Source organism: Sphingomonas sp. BL-S-28 (genome assembly GCF_055521515.1).
This window is the reverse complement of record NZ_CM145484.1, coordinates 1,731,051-1,754,551: the sequence shown is the minus strand read 5'-3', so window position 1 is coordinate 1,754,551 and position 23,501 is coordinate 1,731,051. Positions and strand designations below refer to the sequence as shown.

At 65.9% G+C, this 23,501-nt stretch carries 22 protein-coding genes and 1 tRNA gene; 9 read left to right on the top strand and 14 right to left on the bottom strand.

Annotated elements, in window-relative coordinates; all coding sequences use genetic code 11:
- Nucleotides 1-4 precede the first annotated feature (4 nt).
- Entirely contained in the window at nucleotides 5-1,129 is a 1,125-nt protein-coding gene (locus tag ACZ1JC_RS17020; RefSeq protein WP_465135749.1) for an FUSC family protein, read from the top strand.
- Here ACZ1JC_RS17020 and ACZ1JC_RS17015 read toward each other — a convergent pair whose 3' ends face one another.
- From ACZ1JC_RS17015 to ACZ1JC_RS17005, 3 genes are all read right to left on the bottom strand, one after another.
- Nucleotides 1,130-1,312, bottom strand: coding sequence for a YegP family protein (locus ACZ1JC_RS17015; protein ID WP_465135750.1), 183 nt, complete (start codon nucleotides 1,310-1,312; stop codon nucleotides 1,130-1,132).
- 74 nt (nucleotides 1,313-1,386) lie between these two features.
- A complete protein-coding gene (locus ACZ1JC_RS17010) occupies nucleotides 1,387-2,499 on the bottom strand; it encodes an NAD(P)/FAD-dependent oxidoreductase (RefSeq protein WP_465135751.1) in 1,113 nt (370 codons plus the stop codon).
- Nucleotides 2,500-2,607: 108 nt separating this feature from the next.
- Nucleotides 2,608-3,564, bottom strand: a complete 957-nt coding sequence (locus tag ACZ1JC_RS17005) for an alpha/beta hydrolase (RefSeq protein ID WP_465138567.1) — start codon at nucleotides 3,562-3,564, stop codon at nucleotides 2,608-2,610.
- A 129-nt stretch (nucleotides 3,565-3,693) separates the two neighbouring features.
- On the opposite strand from ACZ1JC_RS17005, the gene ACZ1JC_RS17000 reads away from it, so the two are divergent.
- The 7 genes from ACZ1JC_RS17000 (at nucleotide 3,694) to ACZ1JC_RS16970 (ending at nucleotide 11,105) form a co-directional block, all read left to right on the top strand.
- Nucleotides 3,694-4,401 carry an A24 family peptidase gene (locus ACZ1JC_RS17000; RefSeq protein WP_465135752.1) on the top strand — a complete coding sequence of 236 codons (708 nt, stop codon included), beginning with the start codon at nucleotides 3,694-3,696 and terminating at the stop codon, nucleotides 4,399-4,401.
- Between the two features lie 69 nt (nucleotides 4,402-4,470).
- Nucleotides 4,471-5,475, top strand: coding sequence for a Flp pilus assembly protein CpaB (gene cpaB, locus ACZ1JC_RS16995; RefSeq protein ID WP_465135753.1), 1,005 nt, complete (start codon nucleotides 4,471-4,473; stop codon nucleotides 5,473-5,475).
- Entirely contained in the window at nucleotides 5,475-7,079 is a 1,605-nt protein-coding gene (locus tag ACZ1JC_RS16990; RefSeq protein ID WP_465135754.1) for a type II and III secretion system protein family protein, read from the top strand. Before cpaB ends, ACZ1JC_RS16990 begins: the two co-directional genes overlap by 1 nt.
- A gap of 14 nt (nucleotides 7,080-7,093) precedes the next feature.
- Nucleotides 7,094-7,768, top strand: coding sequence for a CpaD family pilus assembly protein (locus tag ACZ1JC_RS16985; protein WP_465135755.1), 675 nt, complete (start codon nucleotides 7,094-7,096; stop codon nucleotides 7,766-7,768).
- A 4-nt stretch (nucleotides 7,769-7,772) separates the two neighbouring features.
- Entirely contained in the window at nucleotides 7,773-9,044 is a 1,272-nt protein-coding gene (locus tag ACZ1JC_RS16980) for a pilus assembly protein CpaE (protein ID WP_465135756.1), read from the top strand.
- Nucleotides 9,045-9,098: 54 nt separating this feature from the next.
- Nucleotides 9,099-10,070 carry a type II secretion system F family protein gene (locus ACZ1JC_RS16975; RefSeq protein ID WP_465135757.1) on the top strand — a complete coding sequence of 324 codons (972 nt, stop codon included), beginning with the start codon at nucleotides 9,099-9,101 and terminating at the stop codon, nucleotides 10,068-10,070.
- 15 nt (nucleotides 10,071-10,085) lie between these two features.
- On the top strand, nucleotides 10,086-11,105 hold the full coding sequence (locus tag ACZ1JC_RS16970) for a type II secretion system F family protein (RefSeq protein ID WP_465135758.1): 1,020 nt from the start codon (nucleotides 10,086-10,088) through the stop codon (nucleotides 11,103-11,105).
- 90 nt (nucleotides 11,106-11,195) lie between these two features.
- On the opposite strand, the gene ACZ1JC_RS16965 is transcribed toward ACZ1JC_RS16970, so the two are convergent.
- From ACZ1JC_RS16965 to ACZ1JC_RS16955, 3 genes are all read right to left on the bottom strand, one after another.
- Nucleotides 11,196-11,990, bottom strand: coding sequence for a hypothetical protein (locus ACZ1JC_RS16965; protein WP_465135759.1), 795 nt, complete (start codon nucleotides 11,988-11,990; stop codon nucleotides 11,196-11,198).
- Between the two features lie 112 nt (nucleotides 11,991-12,102).
- A complete protein-coding gene (locus tag ACZ1JC_RS16960; RefSeq protein WP_465135760.1) occupies nucleotides 12,103-12,747 on the bottom strand; it encodes a LysE family translocator in 645 nt (214 codons plus the stop codon).
- Between the two features lie 53 nt (nucleotides 12,748-12,800).
- The gene (locus ACZ1JC_RS16955; RefSeq protein WP_465135761.1) at nucleotides 12,801-15,104 is read right to left on the bottom strand and encodes an arylsulfatase; all 2,304 of its coding nucleotides are present in this window, start codon (nucleotides 15,102-15,104) and stop codon (nucleotides 12,801-12,803) included.
- Between the two features lie 245 nt (nucleotides 15,105-15,349).
- Here ACZ1JC_RS16955 and ACZ1JC_RS16950 point away from each other — a divergent pair.
- A tRNA-Ala gene (locus tag ACZ1JC_RS16950) sits at nucleotides 15,350-15,425 on the top strand.
- Between the two features lie 43 nt (nucleotides 15,426-15,468).
- On the opposite strand, the gene ACZ1JC_RS16945 is transcribed toward ACZ1JC_RS16950, so the two are convergent.
- From ACZ1JC_RS16945 to ACZ1JC_RS16910, 8 genes are all read right to left on the bottom strand, one after another.
- Nucleotides 15,469-15,696 carry a hypothetical protein gene (locus ACZ1JC_RS16945; RefSeq protein WP_465138568.1) on the bottom strand — a complete coding sequence of 76 codons (228 nt, stop codon included), beginning with the start codon at nucleotides 15,694-15,696 and terminating at the stop codon, nucleotides 15,469-15,471.
- A gap of 43 nt (nucleotides 15,697-15,739) precedes the next feature.
- On the bottom strand, nucleotides 15,740-16,630 hold the full coding sequence (mtnP, locus tag ACZ1JC_RS16940) for an S-methyl-5'-thioadenosine phosphorylase (protein WP_465135762.1): 891 nt from the start codon (nucleotides 16,628-16,630) through the stop codon (nucleotides 15,740-15,742).
- On the bottom strand, nucleotides 16,620-17,261 hold the full coding sequence (locus tag ACZ1JC_RS16935) for a TetR family transcriptional regulator (RefSeq protein ID WP_465135763.1): 642 nt from the start codon (nucleotides 17,259-17,261) through the stop codon (nucleotides 16,620-16,622). The genes mtnP and ACZ1JC_RS16935 overlap by 11 nt, the downstream gene beginning before the upstream one ends.
- Before the next feature lie 15 nt (nucleotides 17,262-17,276).
- Nucleotides 17,277-18,062, bottom strand: coding sequence for an SDR family oxidoreductase (locus tag ACZ1JC_RS16930; RefSeq protein ID WP_465135764.1), 786 nt, complete (start codon nucleotides 18,060-18,062; stop codon nucleotides 17,277-17,279).
- 151 nt (nucleotides 18,063-18,213) lie between these two features.
- Entirely contained in the window at nucleotides 18,214-18,564 is a 351-nt protein-coding gene (locus ACZ1JC_RS16925) for a hypothetical protein (RefSeq protein WP_465135765.1), read from the bottom strand.
- A 97-nt stretch (nucleotides 18,565-18,661) separates the two neighbouring features.
- Entirely contained in the window at nucleotides 18,662-20,155 is a 1,494-nt protein-coding gene (locus tag ACZ1JC_RS16920) for a 2OG-Fe(II) oxygenase family protein (RefSeq protein WP_465135766.1), read from the bottom strand.
- 6 nt (nucleotides 20,156-20,161) lie between these two features.
- A complete protein-coding gene (locus ACZ1JC_RS16915; protein WP_465135767.1) occupies nucleotides 20,162-21,376 on the bottom strand; it encodes an aspartyl/asparaginyl beta-hydroxylase domain-containing protein in 1,215 nt (404 codons plus the stop codon).
- Nucleotides 21,377-21,399: 23 nt separating this feature from the next.
- Nucleotides 21,400-23,448, bottom strand: coding sequence for a tetratricopeptide repeat-containing sulfotransferase family protein (locus ACZ1JC_RS16910; protein ID WP_465135768.1), 2,049 nt, complete (start codon nucleotides 23,446-23,448; stop codon nucleotides 21,400-21,402).
- Nucleotides 23,449-23,501 lie beyond the last annotated feature (53 nt).

Genomic DNA, 23,501 nt, shown 5'->3' with positions numbered 1-23,501 from the left:
TGGTTTGCCGGATCGGGCTCTGACACTCGGCGCCTTTCGGCAGGCATTCCGGCAGGAAGCGCGCGCACTGATCACGCCCGGTCCGCGCATGGCGGACGAGTGGGCCTGCGTGGCCTCGGTCATGCTGGCCATCGTCATCGCGCATCTGATCGGCGCGAAGATGGTCGGCTGGGCGGCCTTCACAGCCTTCGTCCTGCTGAAAAGCGAGGCTTCGGAAACGATGCTGCGCGGGGTGCTGCGCATCGTCGGCACGGCGCTGGGATCGGGGCTGGCGCTGATCGTGGTGCCTTGGGCGGCCCGCTCTCTGCCATTGGCGATGGCCAGCGCGGCGATCGTCGGCACTATCGGCCTCTACGGCATGATCACCGCGCGCCGCGCTTATGCCTGGCTGCTGTTCGGCCTGACTTTCGAGATGGTGCTGCTCGACAAGCTGGAGCACCCCGCGCTCGACACTATCGATTTCGCCCAGACGCGCCTGCTGGAAGTGATCGCGGGCACTATCGCCTGCGTGATCGTCAGCCTGGTAACGGCGACGCTGGCGGGCAAGAAGTGGCTGGACCTGCAGAGCCCCCGTCCGGAGCGGATGGGCTGGCACCCCCATGCGGCGCGGCATGCCGTGCAGGCGGGCATCGCCATTTCGGTATTGCCGCTGCTCCATGCGCTGTTCGACCTGCCGGAAATGGCGCAGGCGGCGGTCACGGTGATGGCGGTAATGATCGTGCCGATCGGCGGCATCGGCGCCAGCGGCTTCGTGCCGGTGACGCGGCGCCTGTTCCTGCGCACGATGGGCTGTCTTGCCGGCGGTGCGCTGGCGCTGACCGTGCTGCTGGTGGCGCAAGGCAGCGCGCCGGTGCTGATCGCGGGCACGTGCCTTGGCATCGTGATCGGCCGCCATATCGAGAACGGCCTGCCGCAGATCACTTACCTCGGCCTGCAGTTCACGCTGACGGTGCTGGTCGTGCTGGTGCCCGATTCCTATGCGGACGCGCATATCCTGCCCGCCATCCACCGCCTGATCAGCATCCTGATCGGCATGGCCGTGCTGGAGCCTGTCCTGCTGATCTGGCACTTCGTGGCGCCCGGCCGGAAACCTGCCGGGCGCTTGGAAGATACTCCCGGTTCGGAATGATTATTCGGTGGTGGTATCGACCGTTTCGGCCGCCGGGCCATTCTTCTTGATCGATTCGATGGCGCTCTTGGCGGAGGCTTTACTGGAGTAGCCCTCGGTCCAGAAAATGGTTTCGGCGTTGTAGAGGAAGTAGGCGACGAACTCGCCCGCCTTGTTCTTCCGGATCTCGAAACGGTGCGCCATCGTGGTTCTCCAGTCGCGAAACGAGCCCCCCGCAGCGATACTTGAACAGGATCCGGCCCGGTGCAAGCAGGACTTCAGGCTGTCACGAAACGTCCTGGCGCGTAAGGCGCGGGGTCGAGATCGCCGCCCTGCCCGCCCATCAGCAGCGCAGCGCCCAGCGTGGCCGCCGCGGGCGCGGTCTGGATGCCGAAGCCGCCCTGCCCGGCGAACCAGAAGAACGCCGGATCGGCAGGATCGAAGCCGTAGACCGGCAAGCGATCCGGCGCGAAGGAGCGCAGGCCTGCCCAGCGATGCTCCACCCGCTCCACCGGCCAGTCCACCACTTGTTCCAGCCGGTCTATCGCCAGCGCCACGTCCAGTTCCTCCGGCGCGGCATCGCAGGGGGCGCTGGGCGCCTCGTCATGCGGGCTGAGCCAGAGGCGGCCGTGCTCGGGCTTGAAGTAGAAGGTTTCGCCCAGATCCAGCACCAGCGGCAGATCGTCGGGCACCGGGCGGCCGACCGCAAGCTGCGCGACGGTGCGGCGATAGGGCGTGATCCCCAGCGGCTGCACGCCCGCCAGTCGCGCCACCGGATCGGCCCACGCCCCGGCCGCGTTGACCAGTATGTCACAGGCCGCCTCGCTGCCATCGGCCAGCGTCAGCGCCCAACCGGTCGCGGTACGCTGGGCAGCGCGCAGGCCCGCACGGCAGCGGATCTCCACGCCTTCCCGGCGCGCGGCGGCAAGGTAGTGCTGGTGCAGCCCGGCCACGTCGATATCGCAAGTGCTGGGTTCCAGCACACCGGAAGTCCAGCCGCCGCGCAGCCCCGGCACACGTGCGGCGATTCCGGCGCGGTCCAGCACATGAACCTCCACGCCCAGATCGCCGTAGACCCGTGCGAACCGTTCGACGTCGGCCTCCTCGCCCGCGCGGCCCAGCGTGAGCGCGGAGCGCGGAGCCAGCACGCCCAGCGCGCGAAGTTCGGGGCCGGACGCCGCCGTCAGCGGCTGCACGCCGGGGCCGCCGTAGCTTTCCGTCCAGAATGCAGCGGAGCGACCCGTGGCGTGATAACCGGGACGATCCTCGTGCTCGATCACCAGCACGGACGGTTTACCTGCCGGGCCGGCAAAATCGCCAGAAAGCCGTGCGGCGAGCGAGGCACCGGCCATGCCGGCACCGACGATGACGATATCGAACCGCGAATCCATAGGGGCCAGCCCCTAGAGCATTTTGAACGCTGGTGGCATCACCTGACGTTCCGGAAAAAGCGGCGATCCATGAATAACCCGCGCACGATCCGCCTCAGGATGGAGCGATCATGGTTTGCCGGGCGCCGTGTCGTTCAGGAAATCCCGGATCGCCGCCATCGCCTGATCGCGCACGGGATCGACTTCCCGCAGGATTTCGTGCCGGCATTCGCGGCCCCAGTCGACCAGCCGGACATGCGGCAACCGCGCGGCGGCACGGCGAATCGCGGGCCATGAGACCAACCCGTCATGGCGGGTCGCCAGCAGCAGCACCGGTATGTCTACCGATTCGAGCACGCCCTTCGCCTCCAGCCCCCGGATCGAGGCCAGCGCCCGTTCCACCCAGCCCCAGCTGGCCGGTCCCATGGCGATGGCCGGGCGTTCCCGCCGCCACCAGCCCTCATCGGCATAACGCGATTCGTCGTGAGTCAGCAGCAGCGCGCGGGCATTCGGGATCAGTTGCGGTTTCTCGTTACCCTTCCACGCCGGCCGGCGCGAATCGCCCAGCGCGGCGATGATCCGCGAAACCGGATGGAGCAGCGCAGCGGGAAGCGTGGTGGGATGGATGCCCAGCATCGGCGCCGAAAGCACCAGCGCATCGGGATCGACGCGCCCCTCGGCGACCGCGCGCATGGCCAGGTGCCCGCCCATCGAATGGCCGACCAGCACGTGCGGTCCGGGAGTCCTGGCAGCCCAATCGGCCCAGAATTGCGCCAGATCGTCGATCCAGAGGGCAAAATCGTCGACATGGCCGGTGGTGCCGTCGCGGCCCAGCCGGCCGCTCAGCGCCTGCCCGCGCCAATCGATCGAACTGACCGCCCAGCCTTCTTCGGCCCACTGTTCCAGCGTCTCCAGCCACTTCTCGTAGCAGTCGCCGCGCCCGGGCAGGAACAGCAACGATCCGCGCGGTTTTTCGGGTTCTGCCCAATCGATCCGGCGGATCGCGGTCTTGCCGTCGGCGGCCAGCCAGCGGCCCTCCACGGCGTCATACGGAATGGCCCGACGGGCCCGGTCCTTCTTTTCCATTACCTTGAAAGGATGGGGAATTTCGCTTGTTTCGATGGTCACGTGGCTAATTCCAGCCTCAGTGCACTGGTTACTATTTGGTAAGTGATACTCGCTAGATCATTCCCCTGTTAAGGGGGGTCCTAACGCATGTACGCCGCGTATTTTGCCTACGCATTGCTGGCCGCATTGGCAACCGCGCTGGTCGTGGCCGCCTTCACCGACCTGAAACGCCGCGAAATAGCCAACACGCTTAACCTTGGCATCGCACTGGCGGCTCCGCTGTGGTGGCTGGCGATCGGCTATGGCTGGACGCAGGCCGGTTTCCAGATCGGCCTTGCGCTGGCGACGTTCGTGGTGGCCTGCCTTCTTTTCATCGTGCGCCAGATGGGCGGCGGCGACGTAAAGTTGCTGACCGCGCTGGCGCTGTGGTTCTCCCCGCCTCATTTCCTGGTGCTGGTGGTGCTGATGGCCGTTGTCGGCGGCGGCGCCTCTGTCGGCATGGCCGCCTTCAACATGCAGCGTCGCCCCGGAGAGCTGGCGCGTGACATCGCTGCGTGGACCTTTGCCGCCGGCTGGGTCTGGCTGGCCGCCGCAACGACCTGGGCATTGGCCACCGGCCATCCGCTGCTGACGCCCGATACATTCGCCGGGATCTCGGCGCTTGCCGCTGCTGCAGGCGCGCTGGCTATCGTCGTCCTGTTCATGCTGGCCTTCGTCCACATCCAGCGCCGCCAGAAGTCGCGGCTGAAGGTGCCCTATGGCGTGGCCATCGCTGCCGCCGCCCTTTGGGTGATCGCGGACCGCACGATCGCGGCGGTTCATACTAACGTCTTGCCGGGCACCCTGTTGGGGTGAACCTGATTTTAACCAATTTACCCGAAGGTACACAGAGTTAGTCGGGGATACTCAGGGGGCTTTTAAGCCATGGATAAGAAGAAGCTGGTGCTGCTGGTCGTCGCGTTGCTTGTCGCAGCCGGCACCGCCTTTGTCGCCAGATCGTTGTTCAGCGGTGCCGCCGCACCGCAGGCCGGCGCCGTTGCCGTACCCACCGGACCCAAGGTTCTGGTGGCGCAGCGCGCGCTTCCGGTCGGCACGATCATCACCGCCGATTCGATCTCCTATCAGGACTGGCCCAAGGAACTGGTGAAGGACGCCTACTTCATCGAGGGCGAGGCCGACATGCAGAAGCTGCTCGGCACCGTGGTCCGCTATCCCATCACCGCCGGCCAGCCGGTCACCCAGGGCGGCCTCGTCGCACCCGGCGACCGCGGCTTCCTGGCCGCCGCACTGGCGCCCGGCATGCGCGCGGTGACCATCCCGGTATCCGCCAAGACCGGCGTCGGCGGCTTCATCTTCCCGGGCGACCACGTCGACCTCGTGCTCACGCAGCAGGTCACCGGCAACGACGGCGGCCAACCGCTGCGCGCTTCGGAAACGATCCTGCGCAACATGCGCGTGCTCGCCACCGACCAGGCTACCGACAACGAAGTGGTGGACGGCAAGACCGTGGTCCACGCCTTCAGCACCGTTACCCTCGAAGTAACCCCGCGCATTGCCGAGAAGGTCGCCGTTGCGCAGGAACTGGGCACGATCAGCCTCTCGCTCCGCTCGATCGCGGACAATCAGGGCGAATTCGAGCGCATCCTCGCCTCCGGCCAGGTCAAAGTGCCGGAAGGTGCGACCAAGGCGCAGGAAGAACAGATCATGCGCACCGCGATGAACCAGCCGATGGAAGGCAATACGACATACCAGACCGGTGGCGACGTCTCGCGCTTCCAGCGTTCCAGCCGTCCCTCGATGTCTGCCCCGTCCGGGCCGATGATCGCCCCGGCACGGATCGCCGCCGGCGGCCCGAGCGTTCCGCTTGGCCCCGTGGTTCGCGTGACCCGCGGCAAGAACGTCACCGTCGAATCCGTGGGCAGCCACTGATGCGCGCGCCGAACCTCAACCGTTTTCACCCGATGAAGGGCAATCCGATGAACACGCGCCTTCTCAAGTCCCTGCTGCGCGCCGCCTGTGTGCTCTCGCCGCTGGCCATGCCGCTTGCCGCCCCGGTCACCGCCCAGTCGGTCGTCCGCCCCGCGCAGGACATCTCGCTCGCGATCGGCAATGGCCAGCTGGTCAACGTGCCCGGCGCGATGACCGACGTGTTCGTCGCCAACGACGCGGTGGCCGACGTTCAGGTCAAGTCGCGCAACCAGTTCTACCTGTTCGGCAAGGCCGGCGGCACCACCACCGTCTACGCCAGCAATGCGGCCGGCGCGGTGGTCTGGTCGGCCACGATCCGAGTCGGCTCCAACATCGACAGCGTCGATTCGATGCTGCACCTCGCCATGCCGGAAGCCCGGATCGGCGTCTCCACCGTGGGCACCGGCACGTTCCTGCTGACCGGCACCGTGAAGTCTCCGGAAGACGCGGCCGAGGCGGAGCGTCTGGTCCAGGCCTATGTCGGCAAGGACGCCAACGTGATCAGCCGCCTGCGCCTGGCGACGCCCGTGCAGGTCAACCTGCAGGTGCGCATTGCTGAAGTCAGCCGCACGCTGGTCAAGCAGTTGCAAACGAACATCACCACCATCGACGGCACCGGCGGCTTTCAGTTCGGCCTAGGCCAAGGCCGCACCGGCTGGTACGATCAATTCAATACCGGCGGCCCTCTCGGCATGGGAAACACCATCGTCCGCACCAACCCCGATGGGACGAAGACTCCCGGCACCGGGGTCAATCCCATCACCACTGGCAGCACGCTGGCAGGCATGGGCAAGCTGTTCGGCATGAACATCCTTGGCGCGCTCGATGCGGGTGAAACAGTGGGTCTTTCCACCACGCTAGCCCAGCCGAACCTGACCACGCTTTCGGGCGAGACCGCCAACTTCCTGGCGGGCGGCGAATACCCGATCCCGGTCGCGCAGGGCGGCACAAGCAACGCCATTTCCGTCGAATACAAAAACTACGGCGTCTCGCTCAGCTATACGCCCACGGTGCTTTCGAACGGCCGCATCTCGATGCGCGTGCGCCCCGAAGTGTCTGAACTTTCGGCTGACGGCGCAGTTGCGTTGAACGGATATGCGGTCCCGGCGCTCAACGTGCGCCGCGCCGAAACGACCGTGGAATTGGGCTCCGGCCAGAGCTTCATGATCGCCGGCCTGCTCAGCAACAATTCGCAGAACACCATCCAGAAGCTGCCCGGCGCGGGCGATATACCGATCCTCGGCTCCCTGTTCCGGTCGACCAACTACAAGCGCGGCGAAACCGAACTGGTGATCGTGGTCACCCCGTACCTCGTCAACCCGGTCGACGCCAACGACATCAAGCTGCCGACCGACGGGTTCAACGCACCCAACGACCTGCAGCGCCTGCTGGGCAACATGGCCAGCGACGGCGTCAGCGGCGCCAAGCAACAGGCACCGGCATCGAACGGCGACACCGCTCCGGCCGCGCCTTCGGTGGGCAGTGGCGCCAGCGCAAGCGACGGTAAAGGCTCCAAGGGCGCTTCGGCACCCGCAGGCGCCCGCCCCGGCTTCAGCATGAAGTGAGAAAGGTGAAACCGATGACCCTGATCAAAAGCGCCCCCTCGCGGGCTCTTTCCGGCCGCATCGCCGGGGGCGCATTCGCCCTCTCGCTTGGCCTCGCGCTGTCCGCCTGCGGCGGCATCCCCACCAACCGCTCGATGAATTCGGTTCATCAGCCGGTGGTGGAGAAAGTGAACTACACGCTGGACGTCGGCATGGGCGGCGATGGCCTGGCCTATGGCGAACAGACCCGCCTTGCCGACTGGTTCACCGCCATGGGTGCCCGCTATGGCGACCGCGTCTATATCGAGGATACCAGCGGCAACCCGGCCACGCGCAGCGCGGTGGAAGCCGTTGCCTCGCGCTTCGGCATTCAGCTGAGCGAGGGCGCGCCCGCCACCGAGGGCTATCTGGATCAGGGCCGCGCGCGCGTGGTGCTGGTGCGTGCCAAGGCGACCGTGGCCGGCTGCCCGGACTGGTCGAGCAACAGCGACTTCAATCCCGGCAGCGGCCTGTCCAGCAACTATGGCTGCGCCAACAATTCGAACCTGGCCGCCATGGTCGCCAACCCGGAAGACCTGGTCCATGGCCAGCAATCCGAAGGCACTTCCAGCGTGCGCAGTTCCAAGGCGATCGATGCCTGGCGCAACGCCATGCCCACCGGCGGTGGCGGCACTGCCGTTTCTGCCGTCTCTTCGAAGGGAGGGAGCTAATCCCATGAACGCACCCTGGAAATCCGGCGGCCCTGCTGGCCGCGACCAGTTCGCCGCCTATCTCTGCGACGAAGCCTCGCTCGACGTGCTGCGTCCGATCGCGATCGAGATGGGCTGGCAGCCCGAGAAGTGCAACAAGGGCGGCCTGCGCAACGCCGTGCAGTCGCTGGCGATCACTGCATCGCCCAACATCCTGCTGGTAGACCTGTCGGAAAGCGGCGATCCGCTGAACGACATCAATGCCCTGGCCGAAGTGTGTGAGCCGGGCACCGTCGTCGTCGCGGTGGGCCAGGTCAACGACGTGCGCCTCTACCGCGATCTGATCGCCAGCGGCATTCACGACTATCTGCTGAAGCCGCTCTCGCCCTCGCAAGTGCGCGATTCGCTGGCACAGGCGCAAGCCGTGTTCACCGCGCCGCGCAGCCATGACGGCGGCGCCTCCAAGCCGCACATCGCGACGGCCGTGATCGGCACGCGCGGCGGTGTGGGCGCATCGACGCTGGCCACCTCGCTGGCCTGGCTGTTCAGCGCCGACAACAAGCTGCCGACCGCGCTGCTGGATCTGGACATCCACTTCGGCACCGGCGCGCTGGTGCTGGATCTGGAGCCGGGCCGCGGCCTGACTGACGCGATCGAGAACCCCAGCCGCATCGACGGCCTGTTCATCGAACGCGCGATGATCCGCGCCAACGACAATCTGGCGATCCTTTCCGCCGAAGCGCCGATCAGCACGCCGCTGATGACCGATGGCTCCGCCTTCGTCCAACTGGAGGAAGAGTTCCGTCAGGCCTTCGAGATGACGGTGATCGACCTGCCGCGCAACATGCTGATCAACTTCCCGCAACTGGTGGCCGACGTGAACGTGGTGGTGCTCGCCACCGAACTCACACTGGCCTCCGCGCGTGACACGATCCGCATGCTGTCCTGGCTGAAGGCCCATGCCCCGCATGCCCGGGTGATCGTGGTGGCCAACAAGGTCCAGTCGGGTCTGGCAGAAATCAGCAAGGCCGATTTCGAGGCTTCGATCGAAACGCGCATCCAGCTTTCGATCCCCTACGATCTCAAGGCCGCCTCCACCGCGGCCAAGCTGGGGCAGACCTTTGCCGACGCCAACCGCTCCACCCGCGCGGGCGGGGCGATCCGCGAACTCTCGCGCATGATCCTGGAGGACGCCGGCGAAGCGTCCGAAAAGGGCGCGGCCAAGCCGTCGCTGCTCGGCAAGTTCGATCTCAAGGCGATGATGGGCAAGAGCACCAAGAAAGAAACGGCGGCCTGAGGGCACCGCGTGGGGAAACCCACGCGGCGCCTGGCCCGGTGACGGACGACGGCAATGAATGTGATGCAGCTCATCCTGGTGGCAGTCGGCCTGATCGCAGTGATCGGGCTGGTCCTGGCCGCGTTCTCCGGCCCTTCGGCCGCCAAGGAATCCTCGCGCCGCCTGAAATCGGTGCGGTTTCGCCATTCGCAGAGCCAGACGGATCGGATGGAGGCGCAGATGCGCCGCGCCGTCGCCGCGCGCAAGCCGCGCGTGCACAAGGTCGCCGGATCGGGATCGAGGATCGATGCGCTGGCTTTGCGCCTGCACCGTTCGGGGCAGGCCTGGACGGTGTCGCAGTACATCTACGGTTCGGCGGGGCTTGCCGTGGCGCTGACCCTGCTGGTCTACCTCAAGTCCGGAATGCCGCTGTTCGCGCTGGCTTTCGGCGGGTTCCTGGGCTTGTGGCTGCCGCATTTCGTGCTGGGCAAGATGATCTCGCGCCGCACCAATTCCTTCAACGTCAAGTTCGCCGATGCCATCGACCTGCTGGTGCGCGGCCTGCGTTCCGGCCTTCCGGTTACGGAGACGCTGGGCATCGTCGCCGCCGAAGTGCCCGGCCCGGTGGGCGTGGAATTCAAGCTGGTGACCGAACGCATGAAGATCGGCAAGACCATGGAGGACGCCCTTCAGGAGACTGCGGACCGGCTTGAGATTCCGGAATTCAACTTCTTCTGCATCACCCTTGCGATCCAGCGCGAAACCGGCGGCAACCTGGCGGAAACCCTGGCCAACCTGGGCGACGTGCTGCGCAAGCGTTCGCAGATGAAGCTGAAGATCCGCGCGATGAGTTCGGAATCGAAAGCATCGGCCTACATCGTCGGCTCGCTGCCCTTCATCGTCTTCGGCATGATCTACTGGATCAACCCGGGCTACATCGGAAAGTTCTTCATCGACGAACGCCTGATGGTCGCCGGCATCGGCGGCGGCATCTGGATGGGCATCGGCGCCTTCATCATGGCCAAGATGGTCAGCTTCGAGATCTGAGCGGAAAGAACCACCATGCTCAACCAATCCGCAGGTCCCACCCTCCTCGGCTTCGACGTCTACTTCGTCGCCACGCTTCTCTCGGCGGTGGCCGCCGTCGCCGTGCTCATGGCGATCTACGCCGCCATCACCGTGCGCGATCCGATGGCCAAGCGCGTAAAGGCACTCAACCAGCGCCGTGAAGCGCTGAAGTCCGGCCTCGTCACCAGCACTGCCAAGAAGCGCACTTCGGTCGTCCGCCGCAACGAGACGACCGACAAGATCGGCAGCGTCCTTGGCGCGATGCGGGTGCTGCAGGACAGCCAGCTGAAGGTGATCCAGCAGAAGCTGGCGCAGGCGGGCATCCGCAACAAGGAATGGGCGGTCGCGGTCGTCTTCGCGCGCATGGTGGCCCCGATCGTGCTGGGCGGCACTGCCGCACTGGTGATCTACGGCATCAACTATTTCCCCGAATGGAGCGCCTTCAAGCGCTTCATGGGCTTTGCCGCCATGCTGCTGCTTGGCTACAAGGGCCCGGACATCTTCCTGCAGAACCTGATCACCAAGCGCACCGATCTGATCCGCAAGGGCCTGCCGGACGCCTTGGACCTCCTGGTCATCTGCGCCGAGGCCGGCCTTACGGTCGACGCCGCATTCGATCGCGTCGCACGCGAACTGGGCCGTGCCTATCCCGAACTGGGCGAGGAATTCTCCCTCACCTCCATCGAACTCTCATTCCTGACCGAGCGCCGCCAGGCGTTCGAGAACCTGGCCTATCGCGTCAATCTGGACGCGATGCGGGGCGTGGTGACGACGATGATCCAGACCGAGCGCTACGGCACGCCGCTCGCTTCGGCACTGCGCGTGCTCTCGGCCGAATTCCGCAACGAGCGCATGATGCGCGCCGAGGAAAAGGCCGCGCGCCTTCCCGCGATCATGACCGTGCCGCTGATCCTGTTCATTCTGCCGACGCTGTTCGTCGTCATCCTTGGCCCGGCGGCCTGTTCGATCGCCGACGCCTTCTCCGGCGGCGATCCGCATCCGCCGCCGAAGTAAGACGCGCTGAGGTCATTTAAATACCGAGCCCCCTTCCCGGCACTGGCCGCGGAAGGGGGGCCGCGGAAGGGGGTTTGCTTTTTTGGAACCCTATTCGCCCGAATCTGCCGCCTTTGCCATTCGCGCCGAAATGTCGCTGCGCTGGTTTGGCCCCCTGGCATCCACGGCCGAGCGATAGAGACCGCTCAGGAAAGCCATGTCATTGCCGGTCAATTGCCAGCGTTCCCCCGGCGGCCGGTCCCGATCGAACATCGCCATGATCGAGGTCGCGGGCGGGGCGCCACCTCCGCGCGGATTGGCCAATGCTACGAAGGCCACATAGTCGGACAACTCGGAAAGATCGAAACCGTCGAGCTTGCGGCCATCAATGACCATCAGCATCCCGGTCAAGACCGGGCGTTCAGCCGTGGTGAGGCGCGAATTGGACACCGCACAGCCTCCGAATCCGCAAGGTTTGGTGACGCTGAGCCAGCGGACCGGCCGCCGCGACTGCGCAAACCGGGGCAGTCCGTCCGCATCATCAGGCCGCAGCGATATCGGAAACGACTTCACCAACCGCGCGACGACGCCATCCGCATCGTTGTCGACAATGATCAAGAGCGAGTTGGCGCAGGGACTTCGACCCGCCCGCAGCCTCACGCTGGCTGCCACTTCGCCGATCCGCCGTTCCATTGCCCGTGCCTGATCCGGAGCGATGCCGATCACTTCGGGGCAGACCTGTCGGTCCCAGCGCGCAAGTTGGCTGCTGATATTGGCAGATGTCATGGCGGCAACGAAATCGCGTGCTTCCTGCTTACGCTGGGCCCGGACGACGATATCGGCATTCGTGTCCGCAGAAGTCTGCGCCGCCACCAATGACGATTCCGACAAAGTCAGTATGGCCATTATGCAGACAAGCCGCCTTCTGAGCCGCAACCCCATCATAGCTTTCGCACCTTCGCCGCTACACGGTGCGCACTCTATCGCATTGTTACTCCGTTGATAAGTAGAGCGCGGCTCAACGCGCAGAAGAGGTCGCCAGCTTCAATCCGAACAGCACGAACACCCCGCCGGTCAGCCGGTCCATCGTCTTCACCGCACCGGGACGGCGCAGGAACCGGCCCAGCGGGGCCGCCGCGCCGATCAGTGCGGCGAACCACACGACCGTCAGGAGCACATGGACCACGGCAAGAAAGAAGGTGTACCCGGCAACGCCCGCGCTGCCCGTTACCGAATGCGGCACGAATTGCGGCAGGAAAGTCACGTAGAACACGCCGATCTTGGGATTGAGCATGTTGGTGAGGAAACCCTGCAGGAACGCCCCGTGCCCCGCGGGCGGGGCATCGACCGCCCCCTCCTTCACGTCCAGCGCCTCACGCGGGCGCAGCACCAGCTTCGCGCCCAGCCACAGCAGATAGGCGGCGCCGGCAAACTTCACGACCGTATAGGCCATCTCGGACGCGCGCAGCAGCGCGCCCAGCCCCAGCGCTACCGCCGCGCCCCAGATCAGGCAGCCGACCAGAATGCCCATGCCGGCAAAAGCTGCCGGGCGGCGACCGTCCACAGTGGCGGAGCGCAGCACCATGGCCGTGTCCACGCCGGGCGTGATCGTCAGGATCGTCGCCGCGACGACGAAGGCAAGCAGCAGGGAAAGGCCGGTCATGACGCGCTTCTACAGCCGCATCATGACCGTGCCACCCCTTTTGCCTGCAGATCCTATTGCCCGGGCTTCACCTCGATCTCCACCCGCTCCACCTTGCCGGTGAACTTGAACGGCATCTTGTAAGTGAAGTCGATCGGCGATCCGGTATCCAGGCCGATATCCAGCCCTTCCCCCAGCGAGAACTGGATCGGCACCGTCTTCTCCAGCCGCCCTCCGGCGATCTGCGCGCCATTGGCGGAAAGGGTGATCGTGCCGCCCTTGCCCATGCCGCCACCGTCGTACTTGAAATCGACCACCAGCGTCGTCTTGCCCTTCGGCAAGGCCGTTTCCGCCACGAATGTCGGCCGGTCGACCGAGAGGAAGTTATAGACGAACACCGGCTTGCCCTCCCGCAAGTAGAGGCCATAGCCGCCCTCCAGCCCGCCGTGGGTGACGATCATGCCTTCCGCCTTGCCATCGGGCACGTCGATCTCCGCGGTGATCGTCCAGCTCTTGTTGAGCATCGGCAGGCAGGCGGCATCGGGCAAGGCGACCTGCCCTTCGTAATAGACCGCCTTGGTCCGCCCGCCGACCAGACTGGGCCGCCCCATCGCTTCGGCATTCATGCGGATCGTCGCGCGCCAGTCCAGCGGGAGGACGCTGTACTTGGCCGCCTCCACCCACCACATGTCCTGCAGTTCTCGAAGCTTGTCGGGATGATCGGCCGCGAGGTCCTTCGCCTGCGAAAAGTCCCCGTCCAGCTTGTAGAGTTCCCAGACCTGCTCGTCAGGGTCCCAGTCCTCGGAGCGAACCGGGGCCCATGGCACGAAGGAAGGTGCGGAAGCCATCCAGCCATCGTGATAGAGCCCCCGGTTGACGCCCAACTCGAAATACTGCGTCTTGCGCTTGCTGGCCGCCGCGCCGTCATCGAACGTCGCTGCGAAGCTGACGCCTTCCACCGGCTTTTGCTGGATGCCGTTCAGCACGCTGGGCGCCTTCACGCCGCATACCTCGTAAAGCGTCGGCACGATGTCGATCACATGGATGAACTGGTCGCGCAGCGCGCCCTTGTCCTTGATGCCGTCCGGCCAGGAGATGATCATCGGATTGCGCGTGCCGCCGAAGTGGCTGGCGACTTGCTTGGTCCACTGGAACGGCGTGTTCATCGCGTGGGCCCATGATGACGGGAAGTGATTGAAGTGCTTCGGCCCGCCCAGTTCGTCGATGGCCTTGATGTTGTCTTCCCAATTTTCCGGAAAGCCGTTGAAGAACATGTTCTCGCAGAGCGATCCTTCAAGGCCGCCCTCCGCGCTCGATCCGTTGTCGCCGGCGATGTAGATGATGATGGTGTTGTCCGCATCGGGCAGCGCCTTCACGGCATCGACCACGCGGCCCATCGCCGCATCGACTTGCGCGCCATATCCCGCGAAGACTTCCATCATCCGCGCATAGAGCCGCTTCTGATCGGCGTTCAGATCGTCCCACGCGGGCAGGCCCTTTGACCGCACGGTCAGTTCGGTGTCGGCCGGCACCACGCCCAGCTTCTTCTGCCGTTCGATGGTCTGTTCGCGGTAGGCGTCCCAGCCTTGGTCGAACTGGCCCTTGAACTTGTCGATCCATTCCTTCGGCGCCTGATGCGGGGCGTGGGTGGCCCCCGGCGCGACGTAGAGGAAATAGGGCTTGTCGGGCGCGATGCTCTTCACCTGCCGCACCCAGGTGATTGCCCGGTCGGCCAGATCTTCGGTCAGGTGATAGTCCGGGTCTTCCGATGCGGGGACAAGGTTCTTGTTCTCGTAGAGAATCGGGTTCCAGTGGTTCATGTCGCCGGCGTTGAAGCCGTAGAAATAGTCGAAGCCCAAACCGTTGGCCCAGCGGTCGAACGGACCTGCCGCGCTGGTTTCCCAAGTGGGTGTGTTGTGGTTCTTGCCGATCCACGCGGTCATGTAGCCGTTCTGGCGCAGCACTTCGCCCACCGTGCCGCAATTGCGCGGCAGGATGCAGCAATAGCCGTCATAGCCGGTGGCCAGTTCGGTGATCCCCGCGAAGGACGTGGAATGGTGATTGCGCCCGGTGATCAGCGCCGCGCGAGTCGGGCTGCACAGCGCCGTCGTGTGGAAATAGTTGTAGCGCAGCCCCTCCGCCGCCAGCCGATCCATCGTTGGCGAAGGCACACCGCCGCCGAATGTGCTGAACTGGCCGAAGCCGACATCGTCCAGCAGAATCAGCACGATATTGGGCGCGCCTTTGGGCGGTTGCACAGGCTGGGGGAAGGTGGCGGGGTCCGAATCCTTGTAGGTCCGCCCCACTTCGCCCTGAAAGTGGAAATCCGGGCGAGGCAGAATGTCTGGCGTTTCGGCAGTTCGACGGTCGTTGGCCATGGCGCGGCTCCTTCGCGTGGAACCCTTGCAACACCACGCCCGCGCCCCCGCGCCCATCGGGTAAATCCCGCGCAAGCCGGTGGGGCGACTCCTATTTGCCGGCCTGAATGGAGGGTTCGGGCAAAGCCTGTCGATAACTTCATTTTTGTCTTGCCAGCCCGGCAAAGTCCCGCCAAAGGGCGCTCCTCCCCGGCGCAAGCAGGGGCACGGATCGACCTTCCCAGGATCGATCTGCTGAAATGATTGGGGCCTTAGCTCAGCTGGGAGAGCGCCTGCATGGCATGCAGGAGGTCAGCGGTTCGATCCCGCTAGGCTCCACCATTTCCCTTCCGCCAATGCGGACTTTCCCGTAAAATCAGATAGTTCAGACCGGAACTTCAGCCAGTTCCACGATCTCGAACTGATAGCTTTTCCAGCCGCGCATACGCTTGGCCTCTTCCGTGGCCGCACGCTTGCGCTTCGCCTCGGCCAGCGAACGCTCGTGGCCCCAGAACACCTCGGTCTTGCCGTTTTCCAGCTCGGCGACGATGCGCCAGTAATGGGTGAACGGATCGGCCGTGGGCCCGATGGTCTTCACATAACCATCGGGCATCGTCGCCGTCAGATAGCGTTTCTTGCGTTTCGCCACAGCCGGATCACCCTTGCGGTGAGAGCACCCTGCCCGCCACCGCATCCAGCCTTGCGAGCACGCCAGCATCGCGCGCGTCGGGCGCGGTGATCAGCGCGTGGTCCAGCGCATGGTCGATAGGGCTATGCGTACGCTCAGCCGGCAGCGTGGCGGCCAGCAGGCGCAGCGTCTGACGTGCAATGCGGGCATTGGCGTGCATCACTTCCAGCACGTGGCTGACCTCGACGCCGGCCTCGTCCTCGCGCCATGCGTCATAGTCGGTGACCATGCCCAGCATCGCGTAAGGCAGTTCCGCCTCGCGCGCGAGGCGTGCCTCGGGCATTCCGGTCATGCCGATCACATCCGCGCCCCAGCCCTGATACATGCGGCTTTCGGCGCGGGTGGAGAACTGCGGGCCTTCCATGGCAAGGTAGCACCCGGCCGGATGCACCGTGGCCCCGGCCAACTTCGCCGCCTCTCCCGCCAGCGCGGAAAGGCGCGGGCAGACCGGATCGGCCAGCGAGACATGCGCCACCATGCCGGTGCCGAAGAAGCTGCCGCTCCGGCCATGGGTGCGGTCGATGAACTGATCAACCATCACCATGTGCCCCGGCGCCATCGCCTCGCGCAGCGAACCGATGGCGGAAAGCGCCAGCACATCGGTCACCCCGCAGCGGGCCAGCACATCGATATTGGCGCGGTAGTTTACGGCAGAAGGCGGGATCGCATGCCCGGCCCCGTGGCGGGCGATGAAAGTGAAGCGGATGCCTTCCAGCCGCCCGGTCACGACCGGCCCCGAAGGCTCTCCGAAGGGGCTGGAGACCGCGATCTCCTGTGCTTCTTCCAGTTCGATCCCGGCAGTCAGACCCGATCCGCCGATCACCCCGATGTGCCAGAAGCTGCCTTTTTCAGCGCGCAAGAATACCTGCCATGATGATGTCTATGGTATGCTCGCGATAGCGGTCGCGCAGTTCCTCGGTCAATGTGTCCTGACCGAAACAGTGCTTGAGAACCAGCCGGGCCGAGAAGAACCGGTCCACCGCCCCCGTCACCGTGAAGTAGAACAACTGCGGGTCGATCTCGCGGAAAACCCCGGCGTCGACGCCGTTGCCGATCAGTTCCTCATAGGCCCGGTAGATCGGCGAGAGGTAGCTGTCGGCAATGCGGCGCGCCTCGGCATCGTCGCTTTCGCGGACCATGCGCATCGTCAGGCGGTTGAGGTAAGGCACTTCGTAGAAGGTATCGACCACCTTCCAGAGGTGACGGCGCAGCTTGGCCTCCGGCGACCAGCCATCTTTCGCCAGCAGCGCATCCACGCTGGTAACGATGGCCTGCCAGTCCCGGTCCAGCAGCGCCTTCAGCAGCCCGGCCTTGTTGCCGAAATAGTACTTCACCAGCGCCGAATTGAGGCCAGACCGCAAGGAAAGCTCCGACAGCGAGATGTCGATCACATCACCGTCGCGCATGATCGCGCTTGCCGTATCCAGCAGGTGCGCCCGCGCGCCCGGTGGCGGCGTGGTCTCTTCGCTGGTGGAGCTATTCTGGGCCATCTGACCGGGCCCCGCTTACTTCGGCCCCATGCGGATCGCGCCGTCCAGACGGACGCTTTCGCCATTGAGGTAGTCGTGTTCGACCATGAACAGCGCCAGCTTGGCGTATTCCTCGGCCTTGCCCAGGCGCTTGGGGAACGGCACCATCGCCGCCAGCGCATCCTGCACCTGCTGCGGCATCGCGGCCATCATCGGGGTTTCGAAAATGCCCGGCAGGATGGTGTTGACGCGAATGCCCTCGCTCATCAGGTCGCGGGCAACCGGCAGCGTCATCGCCAGCACGCCGCCCTTCGATGCGCCATAGGCCGCCTGCCCGATCTGCCCGTCCTGCGCCGCGACGGAGGCGGTGTTGACGATCGCCCCGCGCGCACCGAACTCGTCGACGGGATCCAGCGTGACCATGCCGGCGGCGGACTTGCTGATGCAGCGGAAGGTGCCGACCAGATTGATCGCGATCACCTTCTCGAACACGGCCATGTCGTGCGCGCGCGGCTCGCCCGTCTCGCGGTTCTTGCCCACGGTCTTGGACGCGGGCGCGATGCCGGCGCAGTTGACCAGCACGCGTTCCTGGCCGTGCGCCGCACGGGCCTTGGCGAAACCGGCATCGACGCTGGCGTCGTTGGTCACGTCCACCTTGCAGAACACGCCGCCGATCTCCGCCGCGATCGCTTCGCCCGCTTCCTCGTTCAGATCGAAGATCGCCACCTTCGCGCCCTTGGCCGCAAGCGCGCGGGCCGTGGCCGCGCCAAGGCCGGAGGCTGCGCCGGTGACTACGGCGGCCGTGCTGCTGTCCAGAATCATCGAATTCTCCCGTTCCACGAAGCCGCCCGCCTTCCGCCTGTGCGAGAAGGTTGCACGACAATTTAATCGGCCGGTTAAGCGGCCTTCGTGGACAGGTCAACACTCAGCGCGAAAACCCGCCCCGGCGACGTTGGCCGCCGGGGGCCGGACGTCACTGAACCGGGTCAAGCCCGCGCTGGATCTGCGAACGTTCGATATTCTCGCGGTTGATCTGGCGCTGGGCATCCCACTGGCTCTTGGGCATGCAGACCTTCTTCGCGTGCAGCAGCGAGCCGATTTCCTGCTGGCGCTGGCAGACGATGGGATCCTTCTTCTCGATCGGCGCCACTTGCGAGGCCGGCTGGACGGCAGCCTGACCGGCGGTTGGGTTCGCGGCAGCGGCAGCGCCATTGGCCGCATCGGCGGCGGCCGGGGCAGCCGGCGCAGTGGTCTGGCCCGCAGCGAAGGCCGGTGTCGCAGTCAAAAGGAAGGCGGCAATCAGAACAGGGGTACGCTTCAACATTGTAATCTCCCGGGCGCGCGCCCCGCAGGCATCGCGCCGCTTTCTCAATGAAACGAAACTATGCTGCGTTGCGGCCCCGTTCAAGTGCCCAAGATCATCACGCGCGGGGCGGTGGGGCGACATCGAATGCCACCGACATGCGCTCGCCGGACGGGAACGGGCGGGTGCCGTGCCACATCCACGACGGGAACAGCACCAGTCGCGCGGGCCGCGGCGCAACCGTAAGACGCGGGGCCAATTCGATTCCCAGCGGGGCCGGTGCGCCGCCGAGGTCAAGGTGCCCCTGCCCGTCCTCCAGCCCTTCGGGCACAGAGATATAGAGCGCCGAACTGATCCAGCCCTGCGGATGGTGATGCGGCGTATGAAACCCCGCCCCCGCCAGCCGGACCGACCAGCTGCCCGCAAAGCGCGGCCGTGCCGGACGGGCATGAGAGAGCAAGGGATGCGCCGCGTCCGGCGGCGGCAGATCGGCGATGTAACGCGCCACCTCGCGGCGTAGCAATGTGCGCAGACGCACCACTTCCGGCTCGATCCGCGACAGCAGCGCCCCATCGGTCTGCGAACCGCCGCGCACCGATTGATCGAGGAACCGGCCCGAACGGCCATGCAGCCCGCCCAGGAAAGCCCGCAGATCGGCAAGGCCCATCTCCTGCGGATCGAGATCGACCACGCGGGTCAGCCCCGCCTGTCCATCCAACCACTCCGAACGCGGATCGCCCGTCAACCGCCATGCCAGCGCGGCATAGGGCCACATGCCTTCCGCCCCCGGTGCCGTCAGCCAAGGCTCAATAGTCTCGCGCGCCTCCGCATGGCGCCCGCCGCGCAGAAGGTGCCGGACCAGCCAGACCGCGTGCCCCTGATCCGCCGGAGCGCCTAAGGCGGCGAACTGCGCCGCGGCCTCATCAATCCGGCCCAGATCGTCCAGCGCCGCCGCGCGCGCCAGTTGGAACCGCACAGACGGACCATTCCGCGCCAACGCGCGATCCGCCACTGCCAGCGCCGGCGCAAAGCGCTCGCCCGCCAGCAGCAGGTCCACCGCCAATCCGCGCAGCGCATCGCTATCGGGAAAGCGCGAAAGCGCAGCCTCTATCGTCGCCAGCGCCCGCGCATTCTGGCCCAGATGCGTGGCCAATTGCGCGAATTGCCGGTGCCCTTCCATCCAGCCCGGATTGGCGGTGAGCATCGCCTCCATCTCGGCCAGCCCCCGCGCGCCCTCTCCTTCCGCATGCCGGGCCGACGCCAGACCCAGCCGAATCTCGGCCTTGGCTGGAGCCAGCCGGACCGCCTGCTCGAACGCCGCCGACGCGAGAAGCCCTGCCTCCAGCCGGACATGCGCCAGAGCATGGGCAATGCCGCCATTGTCAGGCGAAAGGCGAAGCGCGTGTTCCAGCGCCGAAATCGCCGCGTCACGCCGATCCAATGCGCGGCGCAACATCGCCGCCCAGTGCAAAAGCGCGGGATCGGCCGGATGACGGTCCAGATAGCGGGTCAGTCGCGCCTCGGCCGCCTCCTCGGTGCCATCCGCCAGCGCCTGCCCGGCAAGCGCGGCCAGCTGTTCGGGATCGTCCCTTTCTGCCGCAACGGGCCGCATCGCCGGTCAGCCCCGCCCTTCGGAAGCGATGGTCGCCGCCACCGCATCGCGTTCGGGCTGGGAAAGGCCGGGATGCCAGACGTCGAAGATCAGCACCACGCGCAGCACCTCGCTGGGGTTCATCGCCTCATGCTCGATGGTATCGTCGAAGACAAAAGCCTCCCCCTCGCGCCATTCGCGGGTTTCGGCGCCCACGCGGAACCAGCAGCCCGGCGGCACCACCAGCGGGAGGTGGCACACCAGCCGCGTATTGTCGACGCCGACGTGGGCCGGGATCGCCGTGCGCGGCGCCAGCAGCGAGAACATCGCATTGGGAGACGCGCCGGGAACCTGCGGCTGCGGCAGGCGCGACAGGATCTCCATCGTGCGCGGCGCCTGCGCGGCATTGCGCTCCACCGTCTTGCCATGGCGCAGCAGGTGGATCGCGCTCCAGTCGGCATTGTGGTTCAGCGTGCGCCACTGATCGAGCGACTGGCGATCCTCGTACTGCACGTAAGGTTCCAGCTCGGCTCGTTCGGACTGGATCAGCGCCAGCATTTCCGCACGGATCGCGTCGAAACCCGCCTCCACATCGGCCAGCCAGGGCATCGTATGGCGCGGATGGAACTCGCGCTCGACCAGTCCGGGATAATGGAAATGCGTCGGGGTCGAGTGATAGACGCGCGTCTTGTGCAGGATATTGTCGCGAAACCGCGCCAGCTTCCACGCCATGTCGTCGCCATTCTGATCGACCGCTTCGGCAGTGGTTTTCGCGCTGGGCTCGGCCTGGGCAAGCGCCGCCTCGCTGGCTTCGGCCAGACGCTTTTCCCGCTCTGCCTGCCAGACGGCATGAAACGCCTCGCCCGCCGTGAAGGCGGCAGCAAGCGGCGCCGGCAATGCACCATCGGGCTTCTGCGCGATCGCCTGTCCCCACGCCTCACCGGCGCCGGGATCCTCCAGCCGTTCCAGCAAACCGGCGCGCATGACCAGAGCCATGACGTCGAGAGGCGCCAGTTCCAGCGCGCGGTGCACCGCGTCCAGCGCGCGGCGCGGCTGACGCAGAGCGCGCCGCAGCGCCGCCAGCTTCAGCCATTGCGCCAGGGCCTGCGCACCGGCAAATGCCCCCGCATTCCCGGTCAGCAGCCTTTCAAGTGCATCCGCCGCATCGGGCAAGCGCCCCGCAGCGACAAGTCGATCGATTTCCGCAAGTTGCGTTTCTGGTTGCGAAAGGCCTGAATTCATTACCCCCCCGGGTCCGATCAACTCTAAGGCACGTCGGAACCGGACGGTTCCGACCATGGCGGCACCCGATCGTCATCGAGCGAATATCCGAAGCCCTCCACCCAGGGCTTCAGCGTTGCGAAAATGGGTGCAAGATGGCGCTCATAGCGCCGCCAGCGACCGGCCGCGCGCGTGTAGACCGCTTCGGTCACTTGTGCATAGCTAGCCGTTCGTACGACGCCGCGCGACCGGGCGGCCTCCCGGTGATCGAAATCCTCGCCCTGCCAGGGCAGACCCAGCCAATCGAACAGCGGTTCCAGTTCACGGGCCTGATCGGCCACCAGCCGTTCGTAGACGACCGTCCGCACCGGCAGATCGAACACCGCGCGCGCCTGCTCCCAGTTGGAGAAGGTCAAGTCGTAAAACGCAGCGGCCGTTTCCAGATCGAGGAAATTGCTCATCGCGTTGTTCGGGCGGAAGTTGGTGATGAAGCAGCTGAGAACCACGTCGCACGGATGGCGCAGCGCCAGCACGAACTTCGCATCGGGGAACAGGCGGCGGATCACCGGCACCTTGTTGAGATGCATCGGGTGCTTGTCGATCACCGTAGTATCGGGGCCCAGCGTACCCAGTGCCGCGACCCGATCGAAATAGCGGGCGCGGGCCGCTGCGATCGTTTCGCCGTCCAGCCCCGCCAGCGCATCGATGCCGCCCAGTTCGGTCTCGAGCTGATCGAAGAGCGGCTCTTCCTCCAGCACCAGCGTGTCGGGCGCGGTCATCAGCATCGTATCGAGCAGCGTCGTGCCCGAACGCGGAAAGCCCAGCAGGATGATGGGCGCGGCGCGTTCGCTGGCCGGAGCATCGGTCCAGCCCGCCACCCACGGCGCCGTCACTTGCGCCTTCGCACGCGCAATAGCGTCACGGAACTGTGCGGCGCGTTCCGCCGGCTGCGAGGGTTCGTCCAACTGGCTGGCATTCATCGCGGTAAATTCCGCGAACGCCTCGTCATAGTGCTCCATGCGATCCAGCATGATGCCGCGCAGCTGGTGTAGACGGTGAGCGACCACCACATCGCCCGCCTGTTCCAGCGCGGTAAACGCCTGATCGAACTGCTCCATCCGCTTGAAGCGCAAGGCATCGATGAACGCCTGAGTCTGGGCATCGGCACCATGGGCGATGGCCCGTTCGCGCAAGGGCTCCAATTCCGCCTCGCGATTGCTGCGTTCATAGACCGCCGCAAGGCCAACCAGCGAAGGCCCTAGCGCCGGATCGATGACCAGCGCGGCCTCGAACTGGCGCTCCGCAATCGCGAAGTCGTTTCGGCGCGCGGCTTCCTGTCCGTAATCAGAAAGAATGCCTGCATCGCCCGGCGCCCGGCGCGCAGCCTCGGCGATCGCTTCGTATTGCAAAGCATCCATGCCGGTATCGCGATAGAAGGTCGCAAGGGTCAGCATCGGCACATGGTCGGCCGGAAAATCGCGCGCGGCATCGCGCAGGACCTGCACGCCCTCGTCGGTCCGCTCGGCGCGAAGCAACGCGGTACCCAGGTTCACGCGGATCGGCGGCGAGTCCGACGCCAGCTTCATCGCGCGCTGGAGCACCTCCACCGCCTCCGCGTGTTCGCCTTCCTGCGACAGCGCATTGCCAAGGTTGTTGAGCAAGGACCAGTCATCCGCCCGCTTGGCGAGCACGATCCGGTAGAGGCGGATGGCCAGCGGAAAGTCGCCCGCTTCCTGCGCCAGATGGGCGCCCAGCCCGGCCAGCCGCAAGCTGGGATCGGCGCGCGCGGAACCTTCGTCGCACAGCGCCAGGGCTTCGTCATTCCGGCCTGTCCGCCAAAGGCTTTCGGCAAGATTGGTGCGCACCACCAGATCCTGCGGCCGCATGGCATGGGCGGTTTCGAGATAGGGCACGGCACGCGCGAATTGGCCGCGGTGAAACTCCACCGCACCGCCTAGCGCGGCCAGCGTGGGGTCCGCCGGGCTTTCCGCGACCGCAGCGGCGACCGCCAAAGCGGCTTCGTCGAGCCGCCCCATGCGCGCGAGCCCGGCGATCCGGCGAAGCTCATCGGAGGGCGTGGCGGTATCGGTCATGCGCGAGATCCGGAAAATTCTGGGCCATTTCCCGCGATTTACGCGGAGGCCGG

Bases quoted from the DNA above. Each gene is read 5' to 3' on its own strand.
- ACZ1JC_RS17005 (WP_465138567.1), bottom strand. From the start codon at position 3,564: ATGGAAAAGAAGGACCGGGCCCGTCGGGCCATTCCGTATGACGCCGTG.
- ACZ1JC_RS16935 (WP_465135763.1), bottom strand. From the start codon at position 17,261: ATGGCCCAGAATAGCTCCACCAGCGAAGAGACCACGCCGCCACCGGGC.
- cpaB (WP_465135753.1), top strand. From the start codon at position 4,471: ATGGATAAGAAGAAGCTGGTGCTGCTGGTCGTCGCGTTGCTTGTCGCA.
- ACZ1JC_RS17015 (WP_465135750.1), bottom strand. From the start codon at position 1,312: ATGGCGCACCGTTTCGAGATCCGGAAGAACAAGGCGGGCGAGTTCGTC.
- ACZ1JC_RS16970 (WP_465135758.1), top strand. From the start codon at position 10,086: ATGCTCAACCAATCCGCAGGTCCCACCCTCCTCGGCTTCGACGTCTAC.
- ACZ1JC_RS17000 (WP_465135752.1), top strand. From the start codon at position 3,694: ATGTACGCCGCGTATTTTGCCTACGCATTGCTGGCCGCATTGGCAACC.
- ACZ1JC_RS16945 (WP_465138568.1), bottom strand. From the start codon at position 15,696: ATGCCCGATGGTTATGTGAAGACCATCGGGCCCACGGCCGATCCGTTC.
- ACZ1JC_RS16990 (WP_465135754.1), top strand. From the start codon at position 5,475: ATGCGCGCGCCGAACCTCAACCGTTTTCACCCGATGAAGGGCAATCCG.
- ACZ1JC_RS16915 (WP_465135767.1), bottom strand. From the start codon at position 21,376: ATGAATTCAGGCCTTTCGCAACCAGAAACGCAACTTGCGGAAATCGAT.
- ACZ1JC_RS16925 (WP_465135765.1), bottom strand. From the start codon at position 18,564: ATGTTGAAGCGTACCCCTGTTCTGATTGCCGCCTTCCTTTTGACTGCG.
- ACZ1JC_RS16965 (WP_465135759.1), bottom strand. From the start codon at position 11,990: ATGGCCATACTGACTTTGTCGGAATCGTCATTGGTGGCGGCGCAGACT.
- ACZ1JC_RS16930 (WP_465135764.1), bottom strand. From the start codon at position 18,062: ATGATTCTGGACAGCAGCACGGCCGCCGTAGTCACCGGCGCAGCCTCC.
- ACZ1JC_RS16910 (WP_465135768.1), bottom strand. From the start codon at position 23,448: ATGACCGATACCGCCACGCCCTCCGATGAGCTTCGCCGGATCGCCGGG.
- ACZ1JC_RS16985 (WP_465135755.1), top strand. From the start codon at position 7,094: ATGACCCTGATCAAAAGCGCCCCCTCGCGGGCTCTTTCCGGCCGCATC.
- ACZ1JC_RS16975 (WP_465135757.1), top strand. From the start codon at position 9,099: ATGAATGTGATGCAGCTCATCCTGGTGGCAGTCGGCCTGATCGCAGTG.
- ACZ1JC_RS16955 (WP_465135761.1), bottom strand. From the start codon at position 15,104: ATGGCCAACGACCGTCGAACTGCCGAAACGCCAGACATTCTGCCTCGC.
- ACZ1JC_RS16920 (WP_465135766.1), bottom strand. From the start codon at position 20,155: ATGCGGCCCGTTGCGGCAGAAAGGGACGATCCCGAACAGCTGGCCGCG.
- ACZ1JC_RS17010 (WP_465135751.1), bottom strand. From the start codon at position 2,499: ATGGATTCGCGGTTCGATATCGTCATCGTCGGTGCCGGCATGGCCGGT.
- ACZ1JC_RS16960 (WP_465135760.1), bottom strand. From the start codon at position 12,747: ATGACCGGCCTTTCCCTGCTGCTTGCCTTCGTCGTCGCGGCGACGATC.
- ACZ1JC_RS16980 (WP_465135756.1), top strand. From the start codon at position 7,773: ATGAACGCACCCTGGAAATCCGGCGGCCCTGCTGGCCGCGACCAGTTC.